The organism is Acinetobacter lwoffii (genome assembly GCF_024129685.1).
GTDB lineage: Bacteria > Pseudomonadota > Gammaproteobacteria > Pseudomonadales > Moraxellaceae > Acinetobacter > Acinetobacter lwoffii_X.
The window spans coordinates 16,355-33,234 of record NZ_JAMXXL010000014.1 but is presented as its reverse complement, the minus strand read 5'-3'; the positions used below and the strand labels follow the sequence as shown (position 1 = coordinate 33,234).

Below are 16,880 nucleotides of genomic sequence, written 5' to 3'. Positions count from 1 at the left end.
CCATGCAAAAACTGGAAATCAAACAACGTCCATTGCTGACACGCCCTGAAAATTTACCGGGCGTCCCTGCATTTGTGGCCGAGATTCTGGCTCGTCGTGGGGTGGAATCCGAGCAGGAACTTGAGCTCAAGCTGAAGCATTTGCTGGCACCGACCATGAAGGGGTTGCCTGAAGCGATTCAACTGATCGATCAGGCGATTGATCGTGGCCAGAAAATCGTGATCGTCGGTGATTATGATGCCGATGGCGCGACCAGTACTGCACTCATGGTGCTGGCACTGCGCGATATGGGTGCCAATGTCGAATATCTGGTTCCTGACCGTTTTAAATATGGTTATGGACTGACACCCGCAATTGCAGATCTGGCCTTTGTCAGTTTCACACCTGATTTACTGATTACCGTGGACAATGGCATTTCCAGTCATGAAGGAGTCAAACAGGCACAAGATCATGGCATGCAGGTAATCATTACCGACCATCATCTGACGACCAAGCCGACACCAAAAGCCGAAGCCGTGGTCAATCCCAATCAGTTGGGTTGCGACTTTCCAAGCAAAGCACTAGCCGGGGTCGGGGTGGCTTTTTATGTATTGGCCAATCTGTCTACCCATCGCAAGAAACTTGGAAAATCCTCTACTGTAATTACCAATTATCTTGATCTGGTAGCGCTCGGCACCTATGCCGATGTCGCGAGCTTGGACTACAACAACCGGATTCTGGTCGATGCAGGTCTGAAACGGATCCAGCAAGGGCAGTGCCGTGCAGGGATCAGTGCGCTACTTGATATTGCAAAGCGTGATCCTGCTGGTCTGAAAGCTCAAGATTTGGGCTTTGTTTTAGGCCCACGGATTAACGCGGCTGGACGCATGGAAACCATGGATATCGGGATCGAATGTTTGCTGGCTCCTGATCTGACAACTGCTTATCCACTGGCTGAACAGCTGAATCAGCTCAATGTCGAACGCCGTCAGGTGGAAGGTAAAATCAAGCAGGAAGCCTTGCTTGAGCTGGATAAAATCCAGTGGGATGCCACTGAACTACCTGCTGCGTTGATCATGTTTGAACAGCATTGGCATCAGGGAGTGATCGGGATTGTAGCAGGGCGTTTAAAAGAGCAGTTCCATCGTCCGAGTATTGTTTTTGCCGCAGATCAGGATGGGATTCATATCAAAGGTTCGGCGCGTTCGATTGAAGGTATTCATATTCGTGATGCGATTGAACAGGTAGCAGAGCAATATCCTCATTTAGTCAGTCATTTTGGTGGCCATGCAGCAGCAGCCGGTTTAACCCTGAAAAAAGAAAATTTCGCCGAGTTTAAGCAGGTCTTTGAAGTACTGATTGGTGCGATGGATGAGGATTTATTCACTGCGACTTTATGGACGGATGGAGAGCTGTCAGCTTCTGCTTTTCACATTGAAACAGTCGATTTATTACAGAATTTAAGTCCATGGGGGCAAAAATTCCCCCAACCGATTTTTGATGGTGTGTTCAAAATCATGGACTATCGCTGGCTTAAAGATGTGCATCTTAAGTTACGTGTGGCGTTGGAGAATGGGCAGGTCGTGGATGCGATCGCTTTCAATGCAGCGGATAAATATGACTTTGACCCGATGAAAGATACACGATTGGTCTATGAGCTGGATAAAAATGTATTTAATGGCAATATCAGCTTGCAAATGCGGATTATCCATTTAGAACAATAGGCCATAAAAAACCGCTCGAGTGAGCGGTTTTTTTTGCTTTTAATCGGAGAGATTAGAAGCGGAAAGTACCGTTAATACCGAAAGAGTCAGCACCGTCAGTAGTTGTATAGTTCACGCCAGCTGCAATTGCAGGTGTAAAGAATTTTTGTGCGCGTAAACCAAATACTGTATCTGAATCATCTTCTGTAGAATCCGCGATTGATACACCCACACTTAAAGTTGGATCGATATAAAGATCAGCGCCTAAACGATAAGTTGTTTCATCACCGAAATAAGTTAAACCTTCAAAATTGGCAAAATGATTACCAATCTGAGTCACATATTTTGCACGTAAAGATAGTGCAGTATCATCACCTACAGTAACAGCATTTAGGAGGTTAGGGACAAAACCATAATTTGCTACCTGAACTGGATCAACGCTTTCATTAGCTGCACCAGCTGCTAATAGTAGGCCATTAACTGGTAAGTAACCAACTTCAAAAGCATAGCCAGTATTGTCTTCACCAGCAAAGTCAACCTGGTTAATAGTGCCGCTTACATAAAATTGAGTATTTGGAATATAAAACTCGCCACTTACACCAAATACATCAATATCCTCATCGCCATCACCGCTTGCATTTGCATAACCTAAGCCAATATTGCTTGCTTTATTTAGGAAAGCCGCTTCTGCAAGTGGAGAGTTCTTAACTTGAACAGTGTTTAAGTAATATTTTCCATTGATGAAAAATGTATCTAGATCCCCAACATTATCAATATCTGTATTTTCATACCCGACATTAAGTTCAGCTTGGTAAGCATGTGCAGTTCCCAGGCCAGCAAGAAGCGCTGTAGCAAGAGCAAGTTTCTTAAGCATTTAGATTTCTCTCTTTGTTATAAAAATATGACTGTTTGATGAACAGTTGTAACAAATTGTACAGTTTATATTCGCCCCGTCAATGTGCAAAAATACCTAAATGCTTGTTAAGAGTGCAATAAAAAAACCCATCCGAGGATGGGTTTTCTATGAATGACTAATTTTTGGTTTTAGATTAGAAGCGGTACTTCGCTGCTACACCAAAGGTATTGTAGTCATTGTTAAACTGTTCACCAAAGCCGACACGGCCTTCTAAGCTCACTTGCTGGTTAATGAACTTACGTGCATTGATACCAAATTCGCTCTTGTCGGTAATATCATTGTTGTGATAATCAGCACCGACACTCAAGGTTTTGTCGATGAAATAATCTGCTGCCAGATTGTATTCATCTAAATCACCAAACGCTGCACCTGCTTCCAGGTTGATGTCTTTACCGTTGCTAAGTGTAGTGACATATTTAGCACGCAATGTTGGATCTACGCCATCATCATTGTCGTTATCCCAACCTTTTACACCCGCCGCAATCAATAGACCTGGCGCTGGCAGATAACCGACTTCAGCTGCATAGGTGGTTAAATCATTTTCTACATCATCATTGTCTTGCAGATCATGGCCATTGACGTTACCGCTTAAGTAGAAGTCAGAATTCGGTACGAAGTACTCTGCACCTACGCCATAACGATGCGCTTCAGAATCACCAATTTCATTATATTGATATTGCGCACTCACGTTGCTAGCACGATCAAGGAATGCTGCTTCTGCTAATGGTGCATTACGTGTTTGAACTGGATTGAAGTAATATGTACCATCAACGCCGAAAGAACCGCTAGTTCCACCGTTGTCAGGATCAACCACTCCTGCTGATGCACCAATTTCTGCTTGGTAAGCATGTGCTGCTGTACCAGTCATTGCTATTGCTGAAAGTAGTGCCGAAGCAATCGCTAATTTTTTCATGGTTACTACCCCTCAAATCGTGAGTTAAAAACATTACACTTTTTGTTACAACTTTCAGTCTAGAGCAATTCCAAAGATCGTCAATCAAAGGAAAGTTACAGTAATGTGAATAGCGTAATCTTGTGTAATTTTTGCTGAACAAGTGACTGAATAATAAAATTAAATTTATAATGTAGTGTTTTATTAAAAGTGTGTAGATATTGTGGAATCTATTGAATTCGCTGATTTTTTATACAGACCAATAAGAAATCCTAAATTATAAAATCAATTGCAAAATTATATTTCGGTCATAAAACGGGGCTAAAAAGCCGATAAAAATTTCGGATAAAAAGACGCAAAAGAGTCTATGAGATGTTGAAAATTGGATGAGGGAAATACAGGTCTAAATGCTCAAGACATTCGAGCCTTAGACTGAATGGATCGTTAAAATAGCGGAAATAGACTGTGCTATAATATCGGGCTAAGAATTTTGTGCCTAATTTTGATTGAGAGTAATTCACGTGGAAATTAATCCGTATCTAAACCAATTAAAAGACTTAAACGAACGTGGTCAAACACTACGGGGGTATCTTTGACTACGATCTGAAAAAAGAGCGTTTAGAAGAAGTCCTGCGTGAATTAGAAGATCCAACCATCTGGAATGACCAGAGTCGTGCCCAAGCGATGGCCAAAGAGAAAGGCGAGCTTGAAAATGTATTAAATGTGCTGGATCGCTTAAGTACCCAGCTTGAAGATGCACAGGCTCTGCTTGATCTGGCGGTTGAAGCGGATGATGAAAGCTTGCTAGAAGATGTACAGGCTGAACTGAGCACGGCTGAAGAAGAACTGGCCAAGCTTGAATTCCGCCGTATGTTCAATAATCCGATGGATCCAAATCCTTGCTATCTGGAAATTCAAGCTGGTTCAGGCGGTACAGAAGCACAGGACTGGGCGTCTATGTTGCTACGTATGTATCTACGCTGGATTGAACGTCATGGCTTTAAAGCAGAAGTGATGGAAGAATCTGATGGGGATGTTGCCGGGATTAAATCTGCGACGATTCGTGTGGAAGGTGAGTACGCCTATGGCTGGTTACGTACCGAATCTGGTGTACACCGTTTAGTGCGTAAGTCCCCCTTTGACTCGGGCAACCGTCGTCATACCTCGTTCTCTGCCGTGTTTGTGTCACCGGAAGTTAATGACAATATCGAAATTGAAATCAATCCGTCCGATGTTCGTACCGATACTTATCGTGCATCAGGGGCGGGTGGTCAGCATATTAACAAAACAGATTCTGCCGTGCGTTTAACCCATGCACCGACCGGAATTGTGGTGGCCTGTCAGAACCAGCGTTCACAACATGCCAACCGTGACCACGCCTGGAAGCAGTTACGTGCCAAACTTTATGAGCTCGAGATGAGCAAACGTAACGAAGCGGCACAAGCACTGGAAGATTCCAAGTCTGACATTGGGTGGGGTAGTCAGATCCGTTCTTATGTCCTGGATGATTCACGTATTAAGGATTTGCGTACAGGTGTGGAAAATTCCAATACTGGCGCAGTTCTGGACGGTGATCTGGACAAATTTATCGAAGCAAGCCTGAAACAGGGCCTGTAAGAAATCGTTTAAAAGCTGGCGTAACAAAGCTTGTGCAGATTGTGATTATTATATCTAAAATTTTCGATATATAAATCGAAAAAATACGATATAATGGCCGCAGATGCTGAATAAAGTTTCGTTGCGCCACTGATTGTGATGTGCCTATGGACCTTGATCTAATTTTTAAAGCCTTAGCCAATCCGACCCGTCGACAAATTCTGGAGTGGTTAAAATCTCCGGAGCAATATCTGTCTGCGGAAGAGTGTGGTGGCTTTCAACGTGGGGTCTGTGCAGGTCAAATTGAACGTTTGGGCCAGGTTTCACAGTCCACCATGTCCAATCACCTGTCGGTATTACAGCAGGCTGGCCTGATTACTGCGACCAAGCATGGACAGTGGTCATATTTCTCCCGCAATGAAACTTTGATTCAGCAATTTATCGAACACCTACAACAACACCTTTAACAGGTGGGAGTAACGATGGCTGAATTAAATTCTCCTTTAACGCTCGGTGCGTTAGAGCTTAAAAACCGTGTCATCATGGCGCCGCTGACCCGTAGCCGCGCAACTGCTGATCGCGTTCCAACCCCCATGATGGTTGAATACTATGCGCAACGTGCAAGTGCTGGCCTGATCATTTCTGAAGCGACAGTGATTTCTGAAGAAGCCAATGGCTATCTAAATACCCCAGGATTGTTTACCGATGCTCAGGTCGAAGGCTGGAAAAAGGTCACTCAAGCGGTTCATGAGAAGGGCGGTCTGATTGTTGCCCAGCTTTGGCATGTTGGTCGTGTATCGCATCCGGATCTGTTAAATGGTGAAACACCAGTCTCTGCAAGTGCAGTACAACAGGCGGGTCATGTCAGCTTATTACGTCCAAAGCGTCCATACGTTACGCCACGCCCCTTGGAAGTTTCTGAAATTCACGCGATTACCGAGCAATACAAGCAAGCCGCGATTCGTGCCAAAGAAGCCGGTTTTGACGGTGTTGAATTACATGCTGCCAATGGTTATCTGATTGACCAGTTCCTGCAAAGCAAAACCAATCAGCGTGAGGATGAATACGGCGGTTCAGTCGAAAACCGTACACGTTTCCTGCTAGAGGCAACTGATGCACTGATTGAAGTATGGGGTGCGGATCGAGTAGGGGTACATTTTGCGCCGCGTGGTGATGACCATGACATGGGCGACAATGATCCACGTGAAACATTTGGCTATGCCATGGAGCACCTGGGCAAGCGCAAGATTGCCTTCTTCTTTACCCGTGAATATCTGGCTGAAGACAGTATTTCCGAATATATGAAAGAGCGTTCTGGTGGAGTGCCTTATATTGCCAATATGCAACTGAGTCGTGAAGATGCGATTGAGCTACTGGCAGCTGAAAAGGCAGATGCAGTCGCATTTGGTAAAGCCTATATTGCGAATCCTGATCTATACGAACGTCTGCTTCAGAATGCACCACTTAATGAGCTGAAAATGGAAAATATGATCGGCAGTCAGGTGGCTGAAGGTTATATTGATTATCCAACTTTGGCAGAAGTTAAAGTATTAAGCACCATAGAATAATTCGAAATAAGAGCCACATCGATTAACATGTTGATGTGGCTCTGCTATATTCTGCTCATTGAATCTTTGGACAGGGGCGCAATGTGGCCACTCCATTTTGGTATAACGCAGCCTTGGCGCTGGTTAAACCCTTATATCAATCGCGTATCCGTAAACGTGCGACCGATCCTGAACAATTACAACAAGAACTGACAGAACGTTTCGGCCCGTTTCAGCCACCCAAAAACCTGCATGCCATCTGGTTTCATGTGGTGTCGGTGGGTGAAACCAATGCTGCCCAACCGTTAATTGAACATTATTTAAAACTTGGCCATCCGGTGCTGGTCACCAATACCACCAAAACCGGTCAGGCACGCGCTAAATCACTTTTTTTAAAAGCGCCTTATCTCGATTTGTTTCAAGCCGTGTATTTGCCTGCTGACCAGAAAACTTTAATTCGTGAATTTTATCAAAAGTATCAGCCGAAACTTTTATTGCTGATGGAAACCGAGCTTTGGCCGAATCTGCTGGATCAGGCACCCCAGTTTAATGTGCCAACTGTATTGTTGAATGCGCGTCTGTCTGAAAAATCTGCCAAAGGCTATGCCAAGGTCAAAGGTTTGACCCGTGGCATGCTCAAGAATTTAACTGGTCTTTTGGCACAGGATACAGCCACCCAGCAACGTTATATCCAGTTGGGAATCGCAGCTGAAAAAACCCAAGTTTTGGGCAATATCAAATTTGATATTACTGCGCCCGAGCGCTTTATTCATCAGGCAGATCAATTGAAACAGGAGTGGCAGTTAGGGGGGCGAAAGATCGTCACGTTAGCTAGTACTCATGCTCCTGAAGAAAAAGAAATTCTGAGTGTTTTAAAAGCTGCTTTAGAAGCTGATCCATATTTGGTCTGTATTGTGGTACCGCGCCATCCGGAACGTTTTGATGAGGTGTTCCAAGCTGCACAGTCTTTGGGATTGAAAATCCAGCGTCGAAGTCTAGGGCAACATATTAAAGCAGATACCCAGGTTTATTTGGCCGATTCGATGGGTGAAATGTGGCTTTGGTATGCTTTGAGTCAGGCATGTTATGTGGGTGGTTCTTTAAATGAACCAGGTGGTGGACATAATATTTTGGAGCCGATTGCGCTGAATGTGCCGACTGTTTTAGGCAAAAACTATTTTAATTTTCAGACTATCGTGGATGAGTTCGTTCAGGCAGACGCAGTCGCAGTGGTGCAGGATGCCCAGCAGGCTGCAGAGGTATTACTGGAACTTTTGCAAGATCAGGTTAAGGCGGAAATCTTGAATGCGGCAGCGCAGCAAATTATGCAGTTAAATACGGGATCGCTTGCCAAGCATATTCAGGTGATTGATCAGTATCTCTAAGTGTGTGCTAGTCATATTCTCAATCTACCTTTCTGAGACAACTGGTCATTCGTAGAAGATTTCTACTTTTAAGGGATTAAAAGTAGCAAAAATCCTTTGCGGTACTGAAGGTACTTCCTGTACCTCAGTACCGCGGGCAACATCCATGTCGCCACACACGATTTCAAATTTGGCGATAATACCTAATTTGAATATTTTGCATGTTAATGTTTTGGTTTTATCTTCCTTATGAATATCGTCCTGCTTGACCCACGTCAAACCGAAACTGAACTTTGGTCCATTACCTCAACTCGGCAACTGGAACATTTACAGCAACATCTACAGATTCAGGTGGGAGATACGTTAAAAGTCGGAATTCGGGAAGGTCAGCGTTACCTGACGGAAATTGTCGAAATCTCTGAAAAAGCAGTGCGCTTGAAACCACTGCAAGAAGAAGCTGTTCCAGAAAAATTGCCAGTGACTTTAATTGTGGCTTTGCCACGTCCGAAAGTGCTGCGCCGTCTGATCATGGACAGTGTCACCTTGGGCGTTGAAAAAATCATTTTACTACATAGCTACCGTGTCGATAAAAGCTATTGGCAAACTCCATTTTTACAGCAGTTAAATCATTATATCGAATTGGGGCTAGAACAGGCAGGGGATACGGTTGCTCCAAAAATCGAGCTGTATAAACGTTTTAAACCCTTTGTTGAAGATATCTTGCCGGGTTTGATTAGTACAGATTGCCCGGCTTATGTGGCACATCCTTATGCAGAGCAGGCGATGCCATTTGCGATTGAGCATCCCTGTACGATTGTTATTGGTCCGGAAGGCGGATTTATTCCATATGAAGTCGATTTACTCATCAAAAACGGCTGTCAGGCAGTGAGTCTGGGCAACCGTATTATCCGTACAGAAACCGTGATTCCGTATGTTTTAGGTCGTCTGTTTAGCGCGGGCTGAGGCATCATCATTGCCTTCACCACGATAGACTTTGACTTCCTGTACCGGATACGGAATCGAAATATTATGCTCGGCAAAAGCCTGAATCACCCGTTCCTGCACCGCACTGATTGAAGTTCCGGTGCCTGTTTCAGTGGTATCGACCCACCAGAAAGCTTTTAGGGTAATGGAAAAGTCAGCCAACGCGGTGACATTGACACTAAAGCCAGGCTGGCTCAGGATGGTGGGGTCTTTATCTAAAATAGCGGTAATCAGGTCTTTGGCTTTCTGGATATCATCCTCATAGCCGATCCCCACCACGAATTCGCAGCGGCGACGGGTATAGGCGGTATTGACTGTGACCGCACTGGTGTAGACCGTGGCATTTGGAATCACGATACGGCGGCCATCTGGTGAGCGTAAAAAGGTCGCACGAATCTGGATATCTTCAACGGTACCTTCCATGCCATTCACGATAATATCGTCGCCAATCTTGAACGGTTCACTGAGAAGAATCAGCACACCAGAGAGCAGGTTCTGGAAAATATCCTTGAAGGCAAAACCGATCGCGACCGAACCAATTCCGAGGGCACTCATCAGCTGACCCGGGGTAAAGCCAGGAACCGCAATCACCAGTCCAATCAGAATACCAAAGAAAATAATAAAGGTACTGCCGACACGGTTGAGGACCAATACCAGATTCTGGCGGGTATAAGAACGGTTTTCCAAAGTTTTACGTACGAAAAACTTGAAGACTTTGGAGAGTAACCAGAAAATCGTAATCACGATCAGTGCGATACAGAAATAAGGCACACGCTCCCAGAAGCCCTCCATGATTTTGTCAATGGTGCTGTAGGCATCATTATACTTGGCGGTATGTTCAATCACGGTCTTGGTCGTTTTTTCAGTTGCCTGATGTAACAACTCCGTGGTGCCCTCAGTTACCTGGCTTAAGGTATTGTTTTGCTCTGCCACAAAAATTCCACAATTCAAATTTTGCCTATTTTGCCTGATGTTCAGCAAAAAATTAATAAGGGCTCGAAGTCACCATTGGATAATTTTAAAAATAACGGCGCTGTTGTTAAAAGTATTTGGTGGTTTTTTGCATCATTTCCGTGGGGGTAGGTGTTTGTTCTTCACCGCTCATATAACTGAATAAAGCGATAGATCCCAACAGGCTAAGCAGGGTCAGGATAATCATCAGCCAGGCCAGAATTTTTTCCCAGAGCAAGGTGATCCGTGCCGGACCATACTGATTACTGCCGCGATCGCCCGAACCAAAAACGATATAAAGCCATACAAAAATGTTTACTACCGGCAGTAAAAATAATAGCGCCCACCAGCCACTGCGGTTCATATCATGCAAACGGCGAACGGTCACCACTAAAGCGAAATACACATAGGCCAGAACCATGACCAGTACACCGATACTGGCCAAGCCTTGCAGTGAAATCAGCCAGTTGGGATCTAGAGAATGGGTAGAAATATTCACAATATCAATACTGAGACCCAGTGCAATACTGCCAAATAAAAAAATGAAATACAGAAATGCCGACCAGGCAATAAAGCTCAAGCGTCCGAAGCGGCCTTTCATCGACAGGGGATGATCCGATGCAGGCAGCGCAGGCGGGCTAAAGTAGGGAGATTCAGGCGATTTCATAAAGCGTATCCTGCTAAATCAGATGAAATAACCACAAGCGGTCAATTTTATTTTTAAGGGCTGTGCTACAGATCATACACATTTGCGCAGAAGATTCTGTACTGTAAGTTGTGGTTTATTTTGATTGAATTTGTATAAATAATCTACGACGAAAGCATGATTGCCGGATTTGAAATAAGCAGGCCATACTGCCATTATGCATAAAAAACAATCAACAACGCAGCATTAACCTCTCGTGATGAGATAGAACAAAATCAAGGAAGTGACCTATGCAAGAGATCTATCCAGTACCCGATGAATTTAAAAAAACAGCACGTACGCTCGAAGACCAGTACTTTGAACGTTATCAATATTCTATAGAACAGCCAGATAAATTTTGGGCAGAACAGGCGCAACGTCTGGACTGGATCAAGCCCTTCACCCAAGTCAAAAATACCAGCTTTAACAAAGACGATTTTAAAATCGAATGGTTTGCCGATGGTCAGCTCAATGTCAGTGCCAACTGTCTGGATCGGCACCTGAAAGAACATCCGTATAAACCGGCCATCATCTGGGAAGGGGATCATCCTTCGCGGCACAAGATTATTTCCTTTGCCGAGCTGCATGATGAAACCTGCCGTTTTGCCAATGTGCTGAAGAAAAATGGCATCCAGAAAGGCGACCGGGTCATGCTGTATATGCCGATGGTTTCTGAAGCTGCGATTGCTATGTTGGCCTGTGCCCGGATCGGGGCGGTACATTGCGTGGTATTTGGTGGTTTCTCGCCAGATTCTTTGGCCAGCCGGATTGAAGACTGTCAGGCGAAAATGGTGATTACTGCGGATTCCGGCATGCGCGGCGGTAAGGCCATTCCACTGAAAGCCAATGTCGATGAAGCACTGAAACTGGCGGGTACAGACTCGATTCAAAATGTAATGGTGGTACACCGCACCGGTAACCCAATTGAAATGCAGGAAGGACGTGATCTGTGGTATCACACGGAAATTATGTCAGTGAATGACATCTGTCCACCCGAACCGATGAATGCCGAAGATCCGCTGTTTATCCTGTATACCTCAGGTTCCACCGGCAAGCCCAAGGGCGTGATGCATACCACTGGCGGTTATCTGACCTATGTGAATTGCACCTTCCGTGAAGCATTTGATATCAAGCAGGATGATGTATTCTGGTGTACCGCAGATGTGGGCTGGATCACCGGGCATTCCTATGTGCTGTATGGGCCGCTCTCGAATGGGACCACCACCGTGATGTTTGAAGGTGTGCCGCAATATCCAAGCTGGGCGCGTACTGGACATATTGTCGATAAGCATAACGTCACCATTCTCTACACTGCACCGACCGCGATCCGCGCCATGATGCGTGAGGGCGATGCTTTTGTGCGGGAAAGTGATCGCAGTAGCCTGAGAATTTTAGGATCAGTTGGTGAGCCGATTAATCCGGAAGCCTGGAACTGGTACTACACCGTGGTCGGTGAAAGCCGCTGTCCCGTCATCGATACCTGGTGGCAGACCGAAACTGGCGGTTTTATGATTACGCCATTGCCGGGTGCGACTGATTTAAAACCGGGCTCTGCGACACGACCTTTCTTCGGCGTACAGCCTGCCATTGTCGATGCCGATGGCAAGGAGCTGGAAGGAGAAGCTGAGGGCAATCTGGTGATTAAGGATTCCTGGCCGGGTCAGATGCGCACCATTTGGGGAGACCCGGAGCGCTTTATTGAAGCTTATTTCTCGACCTATCCAGGTACCTATTTTACCGGAGATGGGGCGCGTCGTGATAAAGATGGTTATTACTGGATTACCGGCCGGGTGGATGATGTCCTGAATGTATCCGGACACCGTTTAGGTACTGCAGAAATTGAAAGTGCACTGGTGGCGCATGAATCGGTAGCAGAGGCCGCTGTAGTCGGTATGCCGCATGATATTAAAGGTCAGGGAATTTGTGCCTTTGTGACCTTACAGGCTGATGTTGCCAGTTCAGATCAATTACGTGGAGAACTGGTCAGCTGGGTACGCAAGATTCTCGGGCCAGTGGCGACTCCCGATGCCTTGCACTGGGCACCGGCATTGCCGAAAACCCGTTCCGGCAAAATCATGCGCCGGATCCTGAGAAAGATTGCAGCCGATGAGCTGGACAGTCTCGGAGATACTTCGACCCTGGCTGAACCGCAAGTGGTGGATCATCTGATCGCAGAGGTACAGCGTAATAAAGCTTAAATTTAAACTTTTTAAATACCGGCATCCTGCCGGTATTTTTATATCGGGAATAAGCTCTGCATGCTTTCGGATATAGTGACAGGCTGCAATCTGCTAAGCTCGAGCCATGCTGAATATAGGTCCAAAAACAATGAATATACGACAATCATATCTCGATCAGTCGCCCTTAGAGATTGCCCGGGAACTGGCTGAAACTTTTGCCCAAACTGCAGCAGAGCGGGACAAACAGGGGGGTAATCCCAAAGCCGAGCGTGACCTGATTCGTCAGAGTGGCTTGCTTGACCTGTCCATTCCAAAACAGTACGGCGGTCAGGAGGCAGATTGGCAGACCATTTTTAAAACCATTCAAGTGATCGCCCGGGTCGACAGTTCATTGGCGCATGTCTACGGCTTTCACCATTTGCTGATTGCGACCGTGCAATTATTTTCCCAAGCGGAACAATATGGCCCGTGGTTTGAACAGACTGCCCAAAATAATCTGTTCTGGGGTAATACTCTAAATCCGCTGGACCGTCGTACCACAGCCATAAAAGTTTCAGAAAACGAATATATTTTCCATGGTGATAAAAGCTTCTGCTCGGGTTCGATCGATTCAGATATGTTGTTGTGTTCAGGCTATAATGAAGCCGGAAAATTGCTGATTGGTGTGATTCCTACCCAACGCGAAGGAGTAAGTTTTCTGGGGGACTGGAACAATATGGGCCAACGCCAGACCGACAGTGGTACCAGTCATTTTGAGCTGGTCAAAATTCATGAAAATGAATTGCTGTTAAATCCGGGTCCACTGAGTACGCCGTATTCCAGCCTGCGTCCTTTGATCGCCCAGCTGATTTTCGTACATCTGTTTTTGGGCGTGGCAGAAGGGGCATTTGAAATCGCCAGACAGGGTGTACAGACCCAAAAAGCCTGGTCCAAATCACTGACAGACGATGCGGTGAATGATCCTTTTATCCAGAAGCATTTCGCTGAGTTTTATGTACAACTGGAAGGGGTACGCTTACTGGCAGATAAAGCGGTTCAGGCTTTACAGGCAGCCTGGGAGCTTGGGAATGATTTAACAGCTGAGCAGCGCGGTGAAGTCTCAGTTGCCATTGCCACAGCCAAAATTGCCGCAACCAATACCTCTCTCTATATTACCCAGAATATTTTCCAGGTGATGGGTGCGCGGGCCACCACGGCCAAGCTCAATCTTGACCGTTTCTGGCGCAATGTCCGCACCCAGACCTTGCATGACCCGATCGATTATAAATATCAGGAAGTGGGGGAATGGGTGCTGACTGGAAAAGTGCCTGATCCGAGTTTTTATTCCTGATCTAAAAATAAAACAGCCTCTTTATCGGAGGCTGTTTTATTCGGGATGAAAAAGTTTGGTTTTAAATTTGCTTAAAAGCTTCAATCGCTCTTACACGAGAGGCTTTTAAATCCACAATCGGTTTTGGATAATCCAGTTCAAGATCCGGATTTTTGGCATAGGGTTCATGAATAGATTTAGCATCCAGATGCCCCAGTTCCGGCACCCAGCGGCGAATATAATCCCCATTCGGATCAAACTTCTGTGACTGGCTGACCGGGTTAAAAATCCGGAAATAGGGTACGGCATCCATGCCGGTCGAAGCACACCATTGCCAACCGCCATTGTTCGCCGCCAGATCACCATCAATCAGATACTGCATAAACCAGCGTTCTCCCAAGCGCCAGTCTATCAGCAGGTTTTTACACAGGAACATTGCAGTAATCATGCGTACCCGGTTATGCATCCAGCCAATGGCTCGCATTTGCCGCATGCCGGCATCGACAATTGGAATCCCGGTTTGTCCTTGTTGCCAGGCAGCCAAATCATCCGGTGCATTGCGCCACTGGATGTTATCGGTATTTTCCTTAAAAGGCCGATGCCTGGATACACGGGGAAAATCAAACAGGGTATGCAGATAAAACTCGCGCCAGAGCAGTTCATCCAGCCAGGTCTGCTGACCGATATCATCAATCTGGAAATAACTGTCCTTAAACAGGGTCTGCATACATTGACGGATCGAGAGAATACCGATATTCAGATACGGTGACAGGCGGCTGGTACCATCGACTGCAGGTAGCTCTCGCTCAGTTTTATAGTGAGCCATTTTATCCTCGATAAAATCATCGAGCAGCTCTAAGGCAGTATGATCCTGCGCAGGCCAGAGCTGGGCAGCATGATCGACTTCATAATTAGCCGCAAATTTTTGCAGATCAAAGCTGGTCAACTGGTCTGGTAATTCAACCGGATCTTGAGCCTGAATGTCAGGGTAACAGCCCGGTATATTCTGAATCAGTCGCTCATAGCACTTTTTCTTGAATGCGCTATAGATCTGATAGGGTTGATTGGACTGGTTACGGATACTGGTCAGTGGAAACAGGCTGCGATCATGATACAGCTCGACCCGGATCTGCTGCTGTTCCAGCATCTGCTGTACCTGTGCATCACGTTGCAGTTCATTCACGCCCACTTCAATATTGGCATGTAGCGTATCAATCTGAAGTTTTTGGCACAGGCTTCGCATTTCGGCCGGCAGGTCTTGCCATAAGGGAACATTTAAAATGATTAATGGAATATTCAGCTGCGCTAACTGCTGCTTTAAGATAATGAGTCGACGCAGATAAAAATCGATTTTAATCCGGGCATCCTGATGCAGCTTCCATTGTTCGGGAGAGAGCACCATCACTGCTATACAGCTGCCTTGCTGGGTGGCATGCCAGAGCGCGGCATGATCATGAATGCGGAGGTCTTGACGAAACCAGATCAGTTGCATTGTTAAAATTCTTGGAAAGTCGTTAGTGCAGAATTTTAAGGAATTGATGGTTTTAAACCTAGCCAGACAACAATTTTATCACATAAAAAAATCCCCCAAGCCGAGCCTTGAGGGAGGGAGTGAATCTGCTGAGATTTATTGGAATAATTATACGGGCTCAGCTTCTTCTTGCTGCACAGGCATTGCCTGTTGTGCTTCAAGCTCACGGACCAAAGGCAGCACCTTCTGGCCAAAATATTCAACCTCTTCAATAAAGTGCAGGAAGCCTGACAGAATCAGATCAACGCCAACTTTTTTCAGCTCGATAATCCGTTCAGCAATCTGCTGCGGTGTCCCGATCAGATTGGTGCGGAACCCGTCATTGTATTGCACCAGATCTTCAAAGGTGGATTTGGCCCAGTTGCCTTCACCTTCCTGACTTGCTGCGCCGGCTTCACGGGTCGCTTCACCAAAAGATTTCACTGCCTGCACATTGGCCTTGCTAATAATTTCCTGCAATACAGCCTGCGCTTCTTCTTCGGTATCCCGTGCAATCACAAAGGCATTTACGCCGATTTTCACCGAGTGATGATTTGCCTTGGCTTTTTCACGAATATCATCGATCTGTTTTTTCAGCTCTTCCGGGGTATTGCCATTGGTGAAGTACCAGTCAGATACGCGAGAAGCCATATCACGTGCTGCCCGGGAACTGCCGCCCTGAAAGATTTCAATATGCGGTTTTTGTAGCGGTTTTGGACTCAGGGTATAGTCTTTGAATTGATAATATTTACCTTCAAAATTAAAGTTATTCTGGCTCCAGACCCCTTTCAGGCTACGGATAAACTCTTCCGAACGGGCATAACGCTCGTCATGTTCCGGCCATTCTTCACCAATGGCATCAAACTCACCGCGGAACCAGCCACTGACCACATTGATCGCGATCCGGCCATTGCTCAGATGATCAATCGTCGCCAGTTGTTTTGCAGCCAGTGCCGGCTTCCATGAACCCGGCAGAATCGCGGCAATGACTTTCAGGCGTTCAGTTTTGGCCAGAATGCCATGACTGAAGCTGACCGATTCATGCTGGTTTTCTGCGTTATAACCCGCAGTAAAACGGATCTGGGTCAGAGCATAATCAAAGCCTGCCTGTTCAGCGGTTTGTGCCAGACGCACGTTATAGTCATAGCTCCAGTCGGTGCGCTGCTCGATATTACTAACCACCAGGCCACCACTGACATTCGGCACCCAATAGGCAAATACGATATTTTTATCATTCGACATATTCATCACCCTCTGCAATGCT

At 45.9% G+C, this 16,880-nt stretch carries 14 protein-coding genes; 8 read left to right on the top strand and 6 right to left on the bottom strand.

Features of this window, described 5'->3' with window-relative positions; all coding sequences use genetic code 11:
* Window positions 1-2: 2 nt before the first annotated feature.
* Window positions 3-1,703 carry a single-stranded-DNA-specific exonuclease RecJ gene (recJ, locus tag NI464_RS08485; RefSeq protein WP_253138165.1) on the top strand — a complete coding sequence of 567 codons (1,701 nt, stop codon included), beginning with the start codon at window positions 3-5 and terminating at the stop codon, window positions 1,701-1,703.
* Window positions 1,704-1,755: 52 nt separating this feature from the next.
* Here the strand turns inward: recJ and NI464_RS08480 are convergent, their stop codons facing one another.
* Window positions 1,756-2,556, bottom strand: coding sequence for a putative porin (locus NI464_RS08480; protein WP_004647251.1), 801 nt, complete (start codon window positions 2,554-2,556; stop codon window positions 1,756-1,758).
* Window positions 2,557-2,731: 175 nt separating this feature from the next.
* Window positions 2,732-3,511, bottom strand: a complete 780-nt coding sequence (locus NI464_RS08475) for a putative porin (RefSeq protein WP_005108142.1) — start codon at window positions 3,509-3,511, stop codon at window positions 2,732-2,734.
* 500 nt (window positions 3,512-4,011) lie between these two features.
* On the opposite strand from NI464_RS08475, the gene prfB reads away from it, so the two are divergent.
* From prfB to NI464_RS08450, 5 genes are all read left to right on the top strand, one after another.
* A protein-coding gene (prfB, locus tag NI464_RS08470) for a peptide chain release factor 2 (protein WP_253138164.1) occupies window positions 4,012-5,107 on the top strand; the annotation gives its coding sequence in 2 pieces (ribosomal slippage) (window positions 4,012-4,083 and window positions 4,085-5,107; 1,095 coding nt in all).
* A 146-nt stretch (window positions 5,108-5,253) separates the two neighbouring features.
* Window positions 5,254-5,553, top strand: coding sequence for an ArsR/SmtB family transcription factor (locus NI464_RS08465; RefSeq protein WP_121979733.1), 300 nt, complete (start codon window positions 5,254-5,256; stop codon window positions 5,551-5,553).
* Between the two features lie 15 nt (window positions 5,554-5,568).
* Entirely contained in the window at window positions 5,569-6,654 is a 1,086-nt protein-coding gene (locus tag NI464_RS08460; RefSeq protein ID WP_121979734.1) for an alkene reductase, read from the top strand.
* Between the two features lie 83 nt (window positions 6,655-6,737).
* Entirely contained in the window at window positions 6,738-8,018 is a 1,281-nt protein-coding gene (locus NI464_RS08455; RefSeq protein ID WP_121979735.1) for a 3-deoxy-D-manno-octulosonic acid transferase, read from the top strand.
* A 228-nt stretch (window positions 8,019-8,246) separates the two neighbouring features.
* Window positions 8,247-8,960 (top strand): 16S rRNA (uracil(1498)-N(3))-methyltransferase, encoded by a 714-nt coding sequence (locus tag NI464_RS08450; RefSeq protein WP_004647257.1) that lies wholly within the window; start codon window positions 8,247-8,249, stop codon window positions 8,958-8,960.
* On the opposite strand, the gene NI464_RS08445 is transcribed toward NI464_RS08450, so the two are convergent.
* On the bottom strand, window positions 8,934-9,914 hold the full coding sequence (locus NI464_RS08445; protein ID WP_004729187.1) for a mechanosensitive ion channel family protein: 981 nt from the start codon (window positions 9,912-9,914) through the stop codon (window positions 8,934-8,936). The genes NI464_RS08450 and NI464_RS08445 overlap by 27 nt on opposite strands.
* 106 nt (window positions 9,915-10,020) lie before the next feature.
* Window positions 10,021-10,599, bottom strand: a complete 579-nt coding sequence (locus tag NI464_RS08440) for a DUF805 domain-containing protein (RefSeq protein ID WP_005108134.1) — start codon at window positions 10,597-10,599, stop codon at window positions 10,021-10,023.
* A gap of 269 nt (window positions 10,600-10,868) precedes the next feature.
* Here NI464_RS08440 and acs point away from each other — a divergent pair, with 269 nt between their 5' ends.
* Both acs and NI464_RS08430 read left to right on the top strand, forming a co-directional pair.
* A complete protein-coding gene (gene acs / locus NI464_RS08435) occupies window positions 10,869-12,815 on the top strand; it encodes an acetate--CoA ligase (protein WP_121980013.1) in 1,947 nt (648 codons plus the stop codon).
* Window positions 12,816-12,945: 130 nt separating this feature from the next.
* Entirely contained in the window at window positions 12,946-14,127 is a 1,182-nt protein-coding gene (locus NI464_RS08430) for an acyl-CoA dehydrogenase family protein (RefSeq protein ID WP_121980014.1), read from the top strand.
* A 61-nt stretch (window positions 14,128-14,188) separates the two neighbouring features.
* Here the strand turns inward: NI464_RS08430 and NI464_RS08425 are convergent, their stop codons facing one another.
* Window positions 14,189-15,598: a cryptochrome/photolyase family protein gene (locus tag NI464_RS08425; RefSeq protein ID WP_121980015.1), complete on the bottom strand. Its 1,410-nt coding sequence runs from the start codon at window positions 15,596-15,598 to the stop codon at window positions 14,189-14,191.
* A gap of 147 nt (window positions 15,599-15,745) precedes the next feature.
* On the bottom strand, window positions 15,746-16,858 hold the full coding sequence (gene sfnG / locus NI464_RS08420; RefSeq protein WP_253138163.1) for a dimethylsulfone monooxygenase SfnG: 1,113 nt from the start codon (window positions 16,856-16,858) through the stop codon (window positions 15,746-15,748).
* Window positions 16,859-16,880: the final 22 nt, after the last annotated feature.